The 15743-nt window shown below is 67.0% G+C and carries 12 protein-coding genes; 3 read left to right on the top strand and 9 right to left on the bottom strand.

From position 1 onward, the window contains the following. Positions 1 to 96 precede the first annotated feature (96 nt). Positions 97 to 1056 (top strand): cysteine synthase A, encoded by a 960-nt coding sequence (gene cysK / locus AC5P8Z_RS05420; protein WP_295566663.1) that lies wholly within the window; start codon positions 97 to 99, stop codon positions 1054 to 1056. 210 nt (positions 1057 to 1266) lie between these two features. Further along, positions 1267 to 1866: an O-acetyl-ADP-ribose deacetylase gene (locus AC5P8Z_RS05415; protein ID WP_295566665.1), complete on the top strand. Its 600-nt coding sequence runs from the start codon at positions 1267 to 1269 to the stop codon at positions 1864 to 1866. A 93-nt stretch (positions 1867 to 1959) separates the two neighbouring features. Here the strand turns inward: AC5P8Z_RS05415 and AC5P8Z_RS05410 are convergent, their stop codons facing one another. The 8 genes from AC5P8Z_RS05410 to gap form a co-directional block, all read right to left on the bottom strand. Beyond that, positions 1960 to 3105, bottom strand: coding sequence for an ABC transporter substrate-binding protein (locus tag AC5P8Z_RS05410; protein WP_495228372.1), 1146 nt, complete (start codon positions 3103 to 3105; stop codon positions 1960 to 1962). A gap of 129 nt (positions 3106 to 3234) precedes the next feature. After that, entirely contained in the window at positions 3235 to 4239 is a 1005-nt protein-coding gene (locus tag AC5P8Z_RS05405) for a class I fructose-bisphosphate aldolase (RefSeq protein ID WP_286069657.1), read from the bottom strand. Between the two features lie 200 nt (positions 4240 to 4439). Beyond that, positions 4440 to 5906 (bottom strand): pyruvate kinase, encoded by a 1467-nt coding sequence (pyk, locus tag AC5P8Z_RS05400; protein ID WP_286069658.1) that lies wholly within the window; start codon positions 5904 to 5906, stop codon positions 4440 to 4442. Between the two features lie 210 nt (positions 5907 to 6116). Beyond that, positions 6117 to 6770: an HAD hydrolase-like protein gene (locus tag AC5P8Z_RS05395; protein WP_286069659.1), complete on the bottom strand. Its 654-nt coding sequence runs from the start codon at positions 6768 to 6770 to the stop codon at positions 6117 to 6119. Continuing rightward, entirely contained in the window at positions 6767 to 7942 is a 1176-nt protein-coding gene (locus AC5P8Z_RS05390; RefSeq protein WP_495228370.1) for a phosphoglycerate kinase, read from the bottom strand. Before AC5P8Z_RS05390 ends, AC5P8Z_RS05395 begins: the two co-directional genes overlap by 4 nt. Positions 7943 to 8406: 464 nt before the next feature. Next, positions 8407 to 9783 carry a DUF3999 domain-containing protein gene (locus AC5P8Z_RS05385; RefSeq protein ID WP_495228369.1) on the bottom strand — a complete coding sequence of 459 codons (1377 nt, stop codon included), beginning with the start codon at positions 9781 to 9783 and terminating at the stop codon, positions 8407 to 8409. Continuing rightward, the gene (locus AC5P8Z_RS05380) at positions 9780 to 12455 is read right to left on the bottom strand and encodes a DUF2339 domain-containing protein (RefSeq protein ID WP_495228367.1); all 2676 of its coding nucleotides are present in this window, start codon (positions 12453 to 12455) and stop codon (positions 9780 to 9782) included. The genes AC5P8Z_RS05385 and AC5P8Z_RS05380 overlap by 4 nt, the downstream gene beginning before the upstream one ends. Before the next feature lie 125 nt (positions 12456 to 12580). Next, on the bottom strand, positions 12581 to 13585 hold the full coding sequence (gap, locus tag AC5P8Z_RS05375; RefSeq protein ID WP_019660012.1) for a type I glyceraldehyde-3-phosphate dehydrogenase: 1005 nt from the start codon (positions 13583 to 13585) through the stop codon (positions 12581 to 12583). A gap of 192 nt (positions 13586 to 13777) precedes the next feature. On the opposite strand from gap, the gene AC5P8Z_RS05370 reads away from it, so the two are divergent. Further along, positions 13778 to 14407 (top strand): OmpW/AlkL family protein, encoded by a 630-nt coding sequence (locus AC5P8Z_RS05370; RefSeq protein WP_295566675.1) that lies wholly within the window; start codon positions 13778 to 13780, stop codon positions 14405 to 14407. A gap of 202 nt (positions 14408 to 14609) precedes the next feature. On the opposite strand, the gene AC5P8Z_RS05365 is transcribed toward AC5P8Z_RS05370, so the two are convergent. Next, complete coding sequence (locus tag AC5P8Z_RS05365) at positions 14610 to 15737, bottom strand: GGDEF domain-containing protein (protein WP_495228365.1); 1128 nt, start codon at positions 15735 to 15737, stop codon at positions 14610 to 14612. Positions 15738 to 15743: the final 6 nt, after the last annotated feature.

Here is a 15743-nt window from a genome sequence, read left to right as displayed (position 1 = left end):
CGGCGCTACGGTCAGCCGGCAGCCGCTGGCCTGAACAGCCAGCCCTCCCCCTTCGCCCGCCGAAGCCCGGCGCGGCCCCGTTTCCGGAGCGCTTCCATGGCCCTGTACGACTCCATCCTCGATACCGTCGGCAACACCCCCATCGTCAAGCTGCAGCGCCTGGCGCCGCCGCAGGTCAGCCTCTACGCCAAGGTCGAGTCGTTCAACCCGGGCGGCTCGGTGAAGGACCGCCTGGCGCTGGCGATCATCCTCGACGCCGAAGCGCGCGGCGTGCTCAAGCCGGGCGACACGATCGTGGAGGCCACCTCCGGCAACACCGGCGTTGCCTTGGCGATGGTGGCCGCCGCGCGCGGCTACAAGTTCGTGGCGACGATGGTCGAGACCTTCTCGGTGGAACGCCGCAAGCTGATGCGCGCGTATGGCGCGAAGGTGATCCTGACCCCGGCCGCCGAACGCGGCAGCGGGATGGTGCGCAAGGCGCGCGAACTGGCCGAGCAGCATGGCTGGTTCCTGGCCAGCCAGTTCGCCAACCCCGCCAATCCGGCGTATCACCGCAACACCACCGCCGCCGAAATCCTGCGCGACTTCGCCGGCAAGCGGCTGGACTACTTCGTCAGCGGCTGGGGCACCGGTGGCACGCTCACCGGCGTCGGTGAGGTACTGAAGGTTGCGCGCCCGCAGACCCGCATCATCGCCACCGAGCCGGCCGGCGCCGCACTGCTGAAGGGCGATGACTGGAAGCCGCACAAGATCCAGGGCTGGACGCCGGACTTCGTGCCGGATGTACTCAACCGCGATGTGGTGGACGAGCTGGTGTCGGTGGACGATGACCGCGCGATCGCTACCGCACGTCGACTGGCCGCGGAGGAAGGCATCTTCGTCGGCATCTCCGCCGGCGCCACCGTGGCCAGCGCGCTGGACGTCGCGGCCCGCGCTGAACCGGGCTCGGTGATCCTGGCGATGCTGCCGGACACCGGTGAACGCTATTTCTCCACGCCGCTGTTTGCTGATGTGAATGAGGGCTCCGACGACGATTGGCTGGCCGGCCTGCCGTGACACCCGGGGTCAGAGCCTTTTCCATCCGGAAAAGGCTCTGACCCCGTTCTGCTTCAGCCTGCGTGAAGGCGTCGCCCGCCATCGTGCGTGGAGGCCGTCGGATCGCAGCGCGTGAGACGGTCATGACGCAGTATCGATGCCCTGTCCCCTACCGTGGGAACAGCCGGCGCAGATGCTGCGCGGATCACCTCACAGGCAGGAGACGGACGCATGAAGATCGAAGTTTGGCAGGGCGACATCACGACCCTGGCGGTGGATGCGATCGTCAACGCGGCCAACGAAACACTGCTCGGTGGTGGCGGTGTCGACGGCGCGATCCATCGTGCAGCCGGCCGCGCATTGCTGGCCGAATGCGAGCGGCTGCCGGAGCTGCGCCCGGGCGTGCGTTGCCCGACCGGCGAAGTGCGCGCCACCGGTGCCTATGCACTGCCGGCACGCCATGTGCTGCACACGGTCGGGCCGGTCTGGCACGACGGTCAGCGCGATGAACCGGCACTGCTGGCCAACTGCTACTGGAAGTCGCTGCAGCTGGCCGAGTCGCTGGGCGTGCAGTCGATTGCATTCCCGGCCATCAGCTGCGGCGTGTATGGCTATCCGCTGTACCAGGCCGCACAGATCGCAGTGACGGAAACGCTGGCATGGCAGCGCAGCCACGCGCAACCGATGCGCATCGTGCTGGTCGCGTTCAACACGGCCACCGCCAAGGCCTACCAGCAGGCGCTGGCCGCCGCCGGCCAGAGCACGGAAAACGAGCCACGCGGCACGATGCTGCCGCCGCTCGGCGATGCAGGCCTTGCCGCTGCGCATTGAAATCCGACGCAGCATGGAAAAGAAAAGGCCGGGCATTGCCCGGCCTTTTTGCGTTGCACCGTTGATGTCATCCACGCATGGCCTGGATCACGTTCAACGGCTGGCAGCCTCCACCGCAGCAGCGTCATCGGCCGAGGCGGCTGCAGCGTCGGCAGCAGCGCGGGCCGCGGAGGCCGCAGCACCGTCAGCGCTGGCACCATCCACCTGCACGCGCACTTCCACCAGGCCGGCGGCGTCGTTCAGGCTCGACACGTCGACGGTGTAGTGACCGGCTGGCAGGGTCTCTTCCAGGCGCGCATTGGTGCCGTTGCCACCGTCGTCGTCGGTCAGTTCGACATCGCCACCGACCACGCGCAGTACGGTATCGACCTGGCTGGAGATCGCATCAAGGCGCACGTCGGCGGGACGATCCAGGGTCAGCAGGAAGCGGCGGCGGCCTTCGTTGTCCAGCATGGTGTACACGCTGCCCGACTTCGGCAGCGCCGTGCCATCGCGCTCAACCAGGTTGCCCGGCAGCTCGATGCGGTTGGCCGACAGGGTGAACATGCCATTGACCCCGTTGCCAAGACCACGCGCGGTCAGGGTGTACTTGCCCGGCTTCAGCGACAGGCTCAGGCGCGAGTTGGTGCTGTCGTTGCCATCGTCGTTTTCTGCTTCAACGCCCTGGCCCGACAGCTTCAGCACCGGATCGAACACATCCGACACCAGGCGGATTTCGTACAGGCCGGCCTTGTCCACCTGCAGGGTGTAGTCCTGCGAGTCACTGGCCAGCATGTCCACGATTTCGCCACTGCCCGCCAACGGCTTGCCGTCGTAGGGTTTCAGCTTCTCGGCGCGCAGGCGATACGGACCAAAGGCGGTCGGGCCATCGGCATTGACCGCTACCTGGTAGGTGCCGCCACCATTGGCACGGAACGCCAGCGAGACGTCGCCTTCGCGCTCGTAACCAGTGTTGCTGGTGGAAACGAGGCTGCCGTTGTTGAACACGGCGATCGAGCCGCTGAGCGCACCGGTGAGCTTCAGGCCGACCAGGTCCTTGTCTTCCAGCTTGATCTGGTAGAGCTGGTGATGGCTGCCGTCGTTGAAGTTGATGCCACTGCGCGAGGTGATCTCGCCAGACACCGGCTTGTCGAAATCGAGCGACGCGGCCTTGCCTGCGTCACCACTGCTGCCGATGCGGTTGCAACCGCCGGCGACCAGGACCGCAGCAACGGTCAGTGTGAGTGCTGCCAAACGCATGTTGTTTCTCCTTGGCCTTCCATGTAGTTCCCGCGTGCCGGCCGGGCGCGCGGGGCCGGAAACGATACCCGCAAAAGCAAACGCCGGCGTGATGCCGGCGTTGCCCTGTTCATCCAGCGATGGGACGGATCAACCGTTCCACTTGCCCAGCGCAGCCAGGCCGTTGTCCCTGGCGCGCTCGTACACGGTCTTCTGGGCAGCGGCGTAGTTGCCCTTCATGTCCTTGGCCCACAGCTTCAGTGCGGCCTGCTGCATGGCGCGGCCGTAGGAGAAGCTCAGCGGCCACGGCAGGTTGCCCAGCTGGTTCATCGCGTTCAGGTGTTCGGTCGACTGCTCGTCGCTCTGGCCACCGGACAGGAACACCACGCCCGGCAGGATCGCCGGCACGGTGCTCTTCAGGCACATCACGGTCGATTCGGCCACTTCCTCGACGTCGGCCTGCTCATCGCAGTTCTTGCCGGAGATGACCATCGACGCCTTCAGGATGGTGCCTTCCAGCAGCACGTTCTGCTGGTACAGCGCGTCGAACAGCGAACGCAGGGTGGCTTCGGTGACTTCGTAGCAGGTCTCGATGTCGTGGTCGCCGTCCATGATCACTTCCGGCTCAACCATCGGCACCAGGCCGCATTCCTGGCACAGGGCGGCATAACGGGCCAGTGCGTGCGCGTTGGATTCGATGCAGGTGCCCGACGGAATGCTCTCGCCGATGTTGATGACCGCACGCCACTTGGCGAAACGCGCGCCCAGCTTGTAGTACTCCTGCAGGCGCTCACGCAGGCCGTCCAGGCCTTCGGTGACCAGCTCGCCCGGGCAGCCGGCCAGCGGGTGTGCACCCTTGTCCACCTTGATGCCCGGAATCATGCCGTGGTCGGCCATGTACTTGGCGAACGGCACGCCGTCCTTGGTCGACTGGCGGATGGTTTCGTCGTACAGGATGGCGCCGGAAATGTGCTCGTTGAGCTTCGGCGTGGTCAGCAGCAGCTCGCGGTAGGCACGACGGTTCTCCTCGGTGTTCTCGATACCGACGCCGGCGAAACGCTTGGCGATGGTAGCGGTGGATTCGTCGATCGCGATGATGCCCTTGCCCGGGGCGACCATGGCCTGGGCGGTTTCGGCCAGCTGTTCGATGCTCATGTATTTCCTGTGGCGGGTGCGGGAAAAACGTAAGTATAGCCCCGCCACCCGTTGCCCCGGTGTCGAGGTCAGGATGGAAACGATTCCAATGTCCACACAGGACACCGTATGTCCTGTGCCATGGGATCAGAGCCCCTGCGGGGATCCGGCCCTGGGGTCAGATCCCCGCAGGGGCTCTGACCCTGGCCCGGCGGTTCCGCTTACAGGTCGCCCAGGCCGATGGCGCGGCCGTCGTCGCCTACTTCCAGCAGGCGCAGCGTGTTGGTAGCGCCCAGGGTTTCCATGTGTTCGCCGCTGGTGAACACCACGCGGTCGCCAGACTGCAGCAGTTCCGATTCGACCAGCAGGCGGATGCTGCCACGCGCGGCTTCGCGCGGGGTCAGGCCACGGCTGTCGAAGTTGATCGGGTAGACATCGCGCATCAGCGCCATCTGTCGGCGTGCACCGTCATGGCGGGTCACCGCGAACACCGGTGCCTTGGCGCGGAAACGCGACAGATAGCGCGCGGTACCACCGGATTCGGTCATCGCCACGATCGCGCGCACGCCCACGTGCTGCGACAGGAACATGGTGGCCATCGCAATGGCCTGGTCGGCACGTTCCAGGTTGCGCGGCGAGGCGTTGAAGTCGGTCTCGGTCTGGAACTGGCGCTCGGCGCCCAGGCAGATGCGCGCCATCGCTTCCACGGCCTTCACCGGATAGGCACCGGCGGCGGTTTCGGCCGACAGCATCACCGCATCGGTGCCATCGATGACCGAGTTGGCCACGTCCAGCACTTCGGCACGGGTCGGGATCGGGCTTTCCACCATCGACTGCAGCATCTGCGTGGCGGTGATCACCACCTTGTTCTGCGCCAGCGAGGCCTTGATGATCTTCTTCTGCAGGCCCGGCAGCTCGGCATCGCCGATTTCCACGCCCAGATCGCCACGCGCGACCATCACCACGTCGCTGGCCTCGACGATCTCTTCCAGGTTCTCGATCGCCTCGGTGCGCTCGATCTTCGACACCAGGGCCGCATCACAGCCGTGCGAGCGTGCGATGTCACGCGCATCGTTCATGTCCTGCGCGTTGCGGCAGAACGACACGGCAATGAAGTCGACACCGATCTTGGCGACGATGCCGATCAGTTCCTTGTCACGCTCGGTCAGCGCGCCCAGCGACAGGCCGCCACCCTGCTTGTTCAGGCCCTTGCGGTCGGACAGCACACCATCGTTGAGCACGGTGTTGACGATGCGATCGCCCTGTACTTCCACCACCTGCAGCTGCATCAGGCCGTCGTCGAGCAGCAGCACGTCGCCTGGACCCACGTCCTGCGGCAGGCCGAGGTAGCTGACACCGACCTGGCTGCTATTGCCCGGACCGGCGTTCTCGCTGGCGATCAGGTCGAAGCGGTCGCCCGCCTTCAGCTGCACCTTGCCTTCAGCGAAGCGCTCGATGCGGATCTTGGGGCCCGGCAGGTCGGCCAGAATGCCCACTTCCACGCCCACGCGGGCGGCGGCGGCACGCACTTCGGCGGCACGCTTGGCCTGGCCGGAGGGGTCACCATGACTGAAGTTGAGGCGCACCACGTTGACACCGGCGCGGAACAGATCCTCCAGCACGCCCGGCGGATCGGTGGCCGGACCGAGGGTGGCAAGGATCTTGGTGCGACGCTGACGCTCGAACATGGTGAATGGGCCTCTCCCGATAAAGAACGGAAATTAGCACATCCTTCACGCCGCATGTATACGGTTACAGCCTTGTGCTGTCTGACTCCGCGGGTCATCGAGAGGACATGGTCCGGACATACGCTGGCGCAGGGCATTCTGTAGAGCCGAGCCCATGCTCGGCTGGCCACACGCCGAAGCAGCCGAGCATGGGCTCGGCTCTACAGGCGCCTAGGCCAACAGCGTGGTCAGCTGCGCCGGCTCACGGGCCAGCTGGCCGGCACCGGCTTCGGTCAGTTCGGCTTCACCGCCGAAACCCCACAGCACGCCCACGCTTCGCAGACCGTGGTGGCGCGCGCCCTCGATGTCCATGCGCCGGTCGCCGATCATCCAGCACTGCGCGGGCTGCACCTGCAGCCGACGCAGCGCTTCACCGACCAGCTCCGGCTTGTGGCTGCGCGAGCCATCCAGGGTCGAACCGACGATCTCCTCGAACAATCCGCCAAATGGCAGATGGGCGAGGATGCGCCGCGCGTGCGGCTCGTTCTTGGCCGTAACCACCGCCAGGCGGTGGCCACGACCATGCAGCGTGCGCAGCGTGTCTTCCATCAGCGGGTACACCGTGTGCTCGCGCCAACCTTCGGCGTCGAAGCGCTCGCGGTAATAGTCCACCGCCTGCTCCACCCGCGCCGGTTCACCGAACAGCGGCGCGAAGGTGGTGCGCAGCGACGGACCGATCCAGCCCAGCAGCGTTTCCTGCGCCGGTACCGGATGGTCCATCTTCTGCAGCGCATAGGCGATGCAGGCGGTGATGCCCACCTGCGAATCGATCAGCGTGCCGTCCAGGTCGAAGAACAGGACATCCTTGCCGTGGTCGGCACTCATGCGCCGCGCGCGTCGAGTGCCGCCACTGCCGGCAGGATCTTGCCTTCCAGGAACTCCAGGAACGCGCCGCCACCAGTGGAGATGTAGCTGACGTCCTTGGCGATATCGAACTTGTCGACCGCCGCCAGGGTATCGCCACCGCCCGCGATGGAGAAGGCCGGCGAGCTGGCGATGGCGCGGGCCAGTGCTTCGGTACCCTTGCTGAAAGCTTCGAACTCGAACACACCGACCGGACCGTTCCAGACCACGGTGCCGGCCTTTTCGATCAGCTGCGCGTACTGCGCGGCGGTCTGCGGGCCGATGTCCAGGATCAGATCGTCTTCGGCAACGGCGTCGACCGCCTTCACTTCCGCGGCGGCATCAGGCAGGAACTGCTTGGCGGTGACCACGTCCACCGGCAGCGGGATGTCGGCGCCACGCGCCTTGGCATCGGCCACGATCTTCTTCGCGGTATCCAGCAGGTCCGGTTCGTACAGCGACTTGCCGACGTTGTAGCCGGCGGCGGCGATGAAGGTATTGGCGATGCCGCCACCGACGATCAGCTGATCCACCTTGCCGACCAGGTTGGCCAGCAGTTCCAGCTTGGTGCTGACCTTGCTGCCGGCCACGATGGCCAGCAGCGGCTTGGCCGGTGCATCCAGCGCCTGCGCCAGCGCGTCCAGTTCGGCCATCAGCAGCGGGCCACCGGCAGCGACCGGGGCGAAGCGGATGACGCCGTGGGTGGAGGCCTGGGCACGGTGCGCGGTGCCGAAGGCATCCATCACGAACACATCGCACAGCGCCGCGTACTTCTTCGACAGGGCTTCATCGTCCTTGCCCTCGCCGACGTTCATGCGGCAGTTTTCCAGCAGCACCAGCTGGCCCGGCTGCACGTCGACGCCGTCGACCCAGTCGCGCACCAGCGGAACCTCGCGGCCCAGCAGCTCGGACAGGCGCTGGGCGACCGGCGCCAGAGACTCGGCTTCGCTCCACACGCCTTCCTTCGGGCGCCCCAGGTGCGAGGTGACCATCACTGCGGCGCCCTGCTCCAGTGCGCGCTTGAGCGTCGGCAGCGAAGCGGTGATGCGCTGTTCGGAAGTGATGCGGCCATTCTCGATCGGCACGTTCAGATCCTGGCGGATCAGCACGCGCTTGCCGGAGAGGTCGAGGTCGGTCATGCGGACGATGGACATGGGCAACTCTTTGGCTCAGGGACGGGATGCCGGGCTACGGCAGACGGCCATTGTATCGGGTGCGGGTGGTGGGGGGGTCGATGCCTGCGGCAGGCAGAGGCGCACGGCAACGGCAACAGCAACTGCCAAAGCGCTGGCGCTTCATGATGCTGGGGGTGGGCCGGGGCGGTGTCGGATGAAGAAGGAAGGGGTCAGCTGTTCTGTAGAGCCGAGCCCATGCTCGGCTGGATCTACCGCGAACAGCAGCCGAGCGTGGGCTCGGCTCTACAAGAAGCGCGCAGCCAGGCTGCTTTTGCTCTTCTTCTTTCTCTTCCGTGGGTGGAAGCAACCGGAAACTGTCAGAGGCCGGGCGGGGTGGGTTCACGGCGTCTCCCGCGAACCCACCCCGCCCGGCCAAGCGCGGCTTTTGCTTCTGCTTTACACGACCCACCCCACCCACGAGGGGCTCCGCCGTTCGCCCGAACCTACGCCGAAGGCGCAGGCTTCTGCCGAAGCAGGCTGACCGCCAGGCCACCCACCACCAGCACACCCAGCCCCAGCAAGGCCCACAGCAACCACGCCTTCCAGTCACGCTGCGGTTGCAGCGCCGCGTCACCCGCCAGCGGCTCCGGGCTGCCCTCCAGGCGCGCCAGCGTCGGCTGCCATGACGGGTCATTGCGCTGGCGCAGCTCTTCAATCAGCACGCCGATCGGCGCCTCCATCCTGCGTGCAGTGGTGCTGCCCACCGCCAGCGCATAGGGCGCCGCGCCCTGGCTCAGGAACACCAGCACTTCCGGCTGGTAGCCCAGGCGCAGGGACGGCGCAGTCGCGGTTTCGGCAGGATTCGCAACCAGCTTCCAGTAGCGGTCGCGATGCACGCCCCCCAGCGGCTGTGCCGCCGACTGCTGGCGCGGGCCCTGCGTACCCTGCTGCAGCTGGTAGGCAATCCAAGGCGCACTGCGGCGCTGCCACTCCGCGCTCTCGTTGTCGCGGCTGAACAATGTCCACTGCACCAGGCTGTTGTCGGTGCTGGCCACGTCGGCACGCGCAACCGGGAACCGGCCATCCATTTCGAAGGTGTATTCACCCTTGCCCTGCGAGGTCGGCTCCAGCGACAGCCACTCCCACGGCAGTGTGGCCGGCGCCGGCGGCAGCTCGGCCAGTACGCTGCGCAGCGTCGGCAGGCGCGCATCGCCCTGCGCCAGCACGCGCAGGTAGCGGGCCTCGCCGTCCACCTGCAGGCGGCGCTGCAGCAGGCGCTTGCCGGCACGCTGCAGGTCGACCAGCGGGATATCGCGCCCGATCGGGCGCCAGTGCTGCAGGTCGTCGCTGGCATCCAGCTGCACCTGTGCCTGCAGCGGCTGTCCGCTGTCGGCCCAATCCAGTACCAGCGCCGCCACCGGCTGCTGGCCGAGCACGCTGGCGTCGATCAGCCAGCCCCCCTGCCCGCTCGCCGCCGCACCGCCACTCACGCGTGCTTCGACGCGACGCACGCGGCCATCGGTATCGCGCTCGGTCAGCAACTGCAGATCGTTGCGCTGCGCTTCGGCCAGCGGCGGCAGTGCGAACCAGGGCAGTTCACGCTGCACCGGTGGCTGCGCCAGCGGCTGATCGGGCGCCAGCAAGGCGGACGGCAGCGATTGGCCCGCGGCATTGAACACCTGCAGATCGCTCAGGTCCGCGGTACCGGCGCGACGGTAGATCGCCGGCTCCAGCACGACGCGATAGGCACCGGACTGCGCGCTGGACAACGTCAGCGGCCATTGTTCGGCGTACTGCGTGCGGTAATCGGCGGCCTGTACCGCGACGGCGGCCAGCAGGCCGAACATCGCCGGCAGCCGCGCCCTGCTCCACGTTTTCATTGTTTTTCCTCCACAGTCGGCGCCGCGCTGGGCGGTGCCGGTGCCAGATAACCCACGACGGTGCACAGCAGGCCGTAGGCGATGAACGATGCGATGCCCAGCAGGTTGCCCAGGTGCTGGCGATCGACGATGACCAGCTTGGCCAGCACCACGCCCATCAGCACGGCACCGACCATCCACAACACGCGCTGGCCGCGACGTGAACCCCATACCCAGGCGATCACGCCGAGCACGCTCCACAGTACGGTCAGGCTGGTCTGCGCCAGGCTGAAGCGCATCATCGACGCGTTCCACGACAGGCCGCCCCACTGGTGCACGCCATGCAGCACCACGCTGGTCAGCGCAACGAACGTTGCCAGTGACAGCAGCGGCATGCGTATACCCAGCAGTGCCTTCGGCGCCTGGTCGCTGTACAGCCAGCGCGCAAGCAGCAACAGGCTGAGCCACTGCCCAAGCTCGGCCGGGTTCAGCACCGGCAGCCAGAGCAACGGAGAAGCATCGCCCGGCAACAGCTGACCCAACAGCCAGCCGATCGACAGCAGGCCGAACAGCACGCACTGCAGCGGCGTGCGCATGGGATCGAACGCTTCACCCAATGGCCAGCGCAGCGTATTCCAGCGCCACAGCGAGAGTGACGCCATCAGCAGCCACGGCAGCGTCACCAGCAGCGTCGTCCAGCCCTGTGCCAGACCGGCCTCGCCGCCGCCCCACAGGGCCAGCAACGAAAGCAGCGAGGGCCACAGCAGCCACCACAGGAACTGCGCGATGCGCGCCACGCTGTCACCGCCCTGGCGCAGGCACAGCAGCGTGCGCACACCGAGCACGGCAAATACCGCCCAGGCCAACGCACCGTAGCCGGCGAACGGCTGCTGGTGCGCGTCGCTCTGCATCAGCGCCAGCGGGAAGCCCAGCGCCAGCATCGCCAGCGCAGTCACGCCCAGCGCACGGGCCGGCTGGCGGCGCTGCACTTCGGCGGCCAGCCAGGCCGTGACCGCAGCCAGCACCAGCAGCGCATCCACTTCGATGCGGTACGGGAAGAAACGGGTGATCTCGTGTACCAGGCCGCCCAGCCACCACAGCAGGCCCCACAGGTAGTAGACCAGTGCGATCTCATGGCGCGGCCGGCGCTGGTAGCTCCATGCCGAGGCGAAACCTGCCAGCGCCAGCAGCAGCGCGCCGATGGCGGTCGGATTGATCAGGAAGCGCAGGTCCTCGTGCCAGTGGTCGCCGCCGGCCACGAAGGCGAACGCGGCGCCGATCTGCAACAGTGCACCGGACACCTGCGGCAACCAGCGCTTCTGGCGCAGGCCCAACCAGGCCAGGCCGGCACCTTCCAGCGCGAACACCGCACCGGTGGCGCGTGCCGACAGCGCCAGCGGCACCGCCAGCGTGGCAAAGCCCACCGCCAGCACGGCATGCGACTGCGCCAGCACGGTGTACGACGCGCGCCGGATCAACGCCCACGCCAGCACCGCGTAGACCGCGGCCAGGCCGAGCGCGCACAGTGCCAGCGTCATCGGCGCCTCATGCAGCATGCCCGCCTGCAGCGAGAACGCGACCAGCGGCGTGCCGAACACCAGGCTGCCATCGACCAGGTCGCGCCGGCCGGCCGGTTGCCGGCGTGCGTAAAGCAGCGGGATCAGCAGGTAGAAGGCGAAGAACAGCAGCAGGAACGGCTCGGTGCTGCTGAACTTGTCCGGCGCGTACTGCAGCACGCCCCAGAACGTGCCGATGCCGAAGGTGAAGGCAAAGCCCAGCAGGTTCAGCGCGCGCCACGGACGGAACCAGGCGATGGCGAAGACGCCGGCATTGAGGACCGCGTAGTAGCTGAACAACCCCACGTGATTGCCGCGGCCGGTGGACAGCCACAACGGCGCCATGAAGCCGGCCAGGATGCCCAGCACCGCCAGCGTTCGCGAGTTCTGCACCACCGCAAGCACGCACAGGCCTGCCACCAGCGCGATCGAACTGGCGAAGGCAAACCCGGGGTTGAGCAACTCGAACCGTTTGAACGCGGCGAAGATGGTCAGCAGCAGCACGCCAATGGCACCGCCCTGCAGTGCCAGTGCAAACAGGCGCCGGCGCTCGCGCTGGTGCCAGCCGAACGCCAACAGTGCCAGTGCACCCACGGTGACACCGGCCAGGCGCAGTTCGATCGGCAGCACCAGCCAGCCCTGGTCACTGACGTACTTGAGCAGCGCGGCGACACCGGCCAGCAGCACCAGCATGCCGATCTTCACCGGCACGTTGCCTTCGGTGAACCAGCGCTTGACCGCGCCGATGCCGCGTTCGATGAAATTCGGCAATGCCGGTTCGGCCGGCAGCGGTGGCGCCACCGGTACCGGCGGCGGCGTGACGGCACGGGGCGCAGGCGTGTCGGCAGGCGGGGCTTCCGGCGCCGGCGGCTGCGGCGCCGGCGGCGGTTGTGGTGTAGCCGCCACCGGCCGCAGGAACGGCGGATCGGCGCTGGCCGAAGGCGTCGCCACCGGCCGAGCAGGCGCCGCTTCGGTGGCGGTGGCCGCAGCGGGAGGCCGGGCGGCCGGCATGGTGGCCAGGGCACCTTCCAGCGCGGCCACACGGCGGCGCAGGCCAGCAATCATCACCAGCGCCACCACCAGCAGCAGCGGGATGGCCAGCAGAACCAGTACCACCAGGGCTATCAATGCTTCCATTGCATGCTTCCATTGCAATCCCGCGCCCCAGCGGCAGCGGTCGACCGGGCCATGCTACGACAGGGCCGGCCCCATAAACGACGAACCCCGGCCAGGCCGGGGTCCGCGTGCGATCTTCGCCGGCCTTACTTGGCGGCGACAACCTTGGCCATTTCCAGGCACTTGTTGGAATAGCCCCACTCGTTGTCGTACCACGACACGAGCTTGACGAAGGTGCCGTCCAGGGCGATGCCGGCGTCGGCGTCGAACACCGAGGTGTGGGTTTCACCGACGAAATCGGTGGCCACCACCTTGTCTTCGGTGTAGCCCAGGATGCCCTTCAGCGCGCCTTCGCTCTGTGCCTTCACTTCGGCGCAGATCTCGGCGTAGGTGGCTTCCTTTTCCAGCTCGACGGTCAGGTCGACCACCGACACGTCGGAGGTCGGGACGCGGAAGCTCATGCCGGTCAGCTTCTTGTTCAGTTCCGGAATGACCACGCCGACGGCCTTTGCCGCACCGGTGGACGACGGAATGATGTTTTCCAGGATGCCACGGCCGCCGCGCCAGTCCTTGTTGGACGGGCCATCGACGGTCTTCTGGGTGGCGGTGGCCGCATGCACCGTGGTCATCAGGCCACGCTTGATGCCCCACTTGTCGTTGATGACCTTGGCCAGCGGGGCCAGGCAGTTGGTGGTGCACGACGCGTTGGAAATGATGGCCTGGCCGGCGTAGGTCTTGTCGTTCACGCCGAACACGAACATCGGCGTGTCGTCCTTCGACGGGGCCGACATGATGACCTTCTTCGCGCCCGCATCGATGTGCTTCTGCGCGGTTTCCTTGGTCAGGAACAGGCCGGTGGCTTCCAGCACCACGTCGGCGCCGACTTCGTCCCACTTCAGGTTGGCCGGGTCGCGTTCCTGGGTCAGGCGGATCTTCTTGCCGTTCACCAGCAGGTCGTTGCCCTGCACGGCCACGTCGGCCTTGAAGCGGCCGTGCACGGAGTCGTACTTGAGCATGTACGCCAGGTAATCCGGCTCCAGCAGATCGTTGATGGCCACGATTTCGATGTCGTCGCCGAAGTTCAGCACCGCCGAGCGCAGGACGTTACGCCCGATGCGACCGAAACCGTTGATACCAACCTTGATTGCCATGTTCTCAAGCTCCTGCGGCCGCGACGGGTGCGGCGGGATGGATAGGGCCCACAAGTCTAGCAAACCGGGGCAGGCCACCGTGGGCCAGCCCCCGCGCCAGAGGGCGGGCGGACAGGATTTGATCCGGATCAAAGCGTTAGCGCGGCGTGAGGCCGAGACTGTCGCCATCCACCCAGCAACGAGATCACCCCCATGCGCAAGACCTCCCCCTTGATCCTGGCCGGCCTGGCCGCCGCCCTGACCCTCGCCGCCGCCCCGGCCATGGCCCAGTCCAAGGGTGACTGGACCGTCTCGGCCGGCGTCCACCAGGTGGCGCCGAAGTCGAACAACGGCTGGCTGGCCGGCCACACCCTGAAGGTCGACGTCGACAACGACGTCAAGCCGACCATCACCGGCGAGTACTTCATCGCCGACAACCTGGGCATCGAAGTGCTGGCCGCGCTGCCGTTCAAGCACGACATCAACATCAACGGCCTGGGCCGCGTGGGCAGCACCAAGCAGCTGCCGCCGGTGGTGACCCTGCAGTACCACTTCAACAGCAAGGGCAAGGTCTCGCCGTTCGTCGGCGCCGGCGTGAACTACACCACCTTCTTCAGCGAAGACACCACCGGCGCATTGGCCGGCAGCAAGCTGAAGCTGCAGGATTCGTGGGGCCTGGCCGCGCATGCCGGCATCGACTTCGCGATCGGCGAGAAGGGCGCCCTGCGCGTGGACATGCGCTGGATCGACATCGACAGCAAGGTGAAGTTGAACGGCGAGAAGATCGGCACGGTCAACATCGATCCGCTGGTCTACGGCGCGTCGTACGTCTTCAAGTTCTAAGCGTGTGCCGGGCGCGGGGGCTTCCCCCGCTCCCCCGCTGAACGCAAAACCCTCGCAGCATGTTGCCCCGGTCTTTGCCGGGGCTTTTTTTGGAAAGCATGCAGAGGCGCGCTCATCTGTAGAGCCGAGCCATGCTCGGCTATCGCGCGGAGCGCGCAGGTACCCGAAGAAAAGCAGCCGAGCACGGCTCGCTTTCAGTCGATTATTGATCCGGCGCCACTTCCACCCGGTTGCGGCCGCCTTCCTTGGCGCGGTACAGCGCTGCATCGGCCCGCGCCAATGCCTGTTCCAGCGTATCGCCACCATCGTCATGCCAGCGTGCGACACCGATGCTCACGCTCACCACCGGGGCCGCATCCGAATCGGCATGTGCGATCGCCAGCGCCTGCACCTGTTGCCGAAGCTGCTCGAACGGCGCTGATTCCGGTTGTCCCGGCGCCCAGTGCCCCAGCGCCACGAACTCTTCGCCGCCGTAGCGCGCCACCACCGAGTCGCTACCACGCAGCTGAGCAGCCAGGGTCGTCGCCACCGCATGCAGCACGGTGTCGCCGGCGGGATGGCCGTGGTGGTCGTTGTAGCGCTTGAAGTAGTCGATATCGATCATGGCGATGCGCAGTGCGCCACGCGCATGCGACGTACGCAGATAGCGCTGGAAGATCTGGTTGGCCTGGCGATCGAAGGCGCGCCGGTTCAGCAGTCCGGTCAGCCCATCGTGGTTGGCCAATGCATCCAGGCGCTGCTCGGCCCGCCACGTTGCACGCGCCTGCCGTTCGGAAATGTAGCTGCCGACAATGCCGGCCAGGTTGCTGGCCAGCACGAACATCACGCTCTGCAGCATCTGCGCCCAGTGCCGGCCCACCTGCAGCTCGGCCAGCACGAACGCCAGCGCGATCAGGGTTCCGGTCAGCGTCGCCACCCCGAAACGCAGCCCGCACAGGAAGTAGTTCAGCAACAGGAACAGGCTGATGCCTTCGTAGGGGTAGTTCACGCCGGCACGATGCGCGGTCCAGATCATGGTCACCAGCGCCAGCCCGCTGACCAGCACGACGCTGCCGCCCAGCCACTGCAGGTGGCGCCGCAGCACCGGCACGAAGGTCAGCGCGACGCCGAGCAGCAGTGCCGGCAGCAGAACGCCCAGCCGCCAGCGCAGCACCGGCGCGTGTACGTCCGGCGGCAACCAGTAGGTATCGAGCACGGCAAAGCCCAGCGAGAACGCGCCTGCCACGGCGCAGGCCCAGCGCATGCGCCAGACCACCTGGGCATCGAACGCGGCGGCGAACCCGCCGTCATCGGGATGCTCGACCGTGATGCGCCTGTCCGTGATCGCCATCGGCCC

The sequence above is a fragment of the Stenotrophomonas sp. YJH_SMC_17 genome (assembly GCF_059371655.1).
The sequence above is the reverse complement of the archived record's forward strand: the minus strand, read 5'-3'. Positions and strand labels throughout refer to the sequence as shown.

What these genes read in the sequence shown, in the direction of transcription:
- cysK (WP_295566663.1), top strand. Translation starts at nt 97, where the DNA reads ATGGCCCTGTACGACTCCATCCTCGATACCGTCGGCAACACCCCCATC.
- AC5P8Z_RS05415 (WP_295566665.1), top strand. Translation starts at nt 1,267, where the DNA reads ATGAAGATCGAAGTTTGGCAGGGCGACATCACGACCCTGGCGGTGGAT.
- AC5P8Z_RS05410 (WP_495228372.1), bottom strand. Translation starts at nt 3,105, where the DNA reads ATGCGTTTGGCAGCACTCACACTGACCGTTGCTGCGGTCCTGGTCGCC.
- AC5P8Z_RS05405 (WP_286069657.1), bottom strand. Translation starts at nt 4,239, where the DNA reads ATGAGCATCGAACAGCTGGCCGAAACCGCCCAGGCCATGGTCGCCCCG.
- pyk (WP_286069658.1), bottom strand. Translation starts at nt 5,906, where the DNA reads ATGTTCGAGCGTCAGCGTCGCACCAAGATCCTTGCCACCCTCGGTCCG.
- AC5P8Z_RS05395 (WP_286069659.1), bottom strand. Translation starts at nt 6,770, where the DNA reads ATGAGTGCCGACCACGGCAAGGATGTCCTGTTCTTCGACCTGGACGGC.
- AC5P8Z_RS05390 (WP_495228370.1), bottom strand. Translation starts at nt 7,942, where the DNA reads ATGTCCATCGTCCGCATGACCGACCTCGACCTCTCCGGCAAGCGCGTG.
- AC5P8Z_RS05385 (WP_495228369.1), bottom strand. Translation starts at nt 9,783, where the DNA reads ATGAAAACGTGGAGCAGGGCGCGGCTGCCGGCGATGTTCGGCCTGCTG.
- AC5P8Z_RS05380 (WP_495228367.1), bottom strand. Translation starts at nt 12,455, where the DNA reads ATGGAAGCATTGATAGCCCTGGTGGTACTGGTTCTGCTGGCCATCCCG.
- gap (WP_019660012.1), bottom strand. Translation starts at nt 13,585, where the DNA reads ATGGCAATCAAGGTTGGTATCAACGGTTTCGGTCGCATCGGGCGTAAC.
- AC5P8Z_RS05370 (WP_295566675.1), top strand. Translation starts at nt 13,778, where the DNA reads ATGCGCAAGACCTCCCCCTTGATCCTGGCCGGCCTGGCCGCCGCCCTG.
- AC5P8Z_RS05365 (WP_495228365.1), bottom strand. Translation starts at nt 15,737, where the DNA reads ATGGCGATCACGGACAGGCGCATCACGGTCGAGCATCCCGATGACGGC.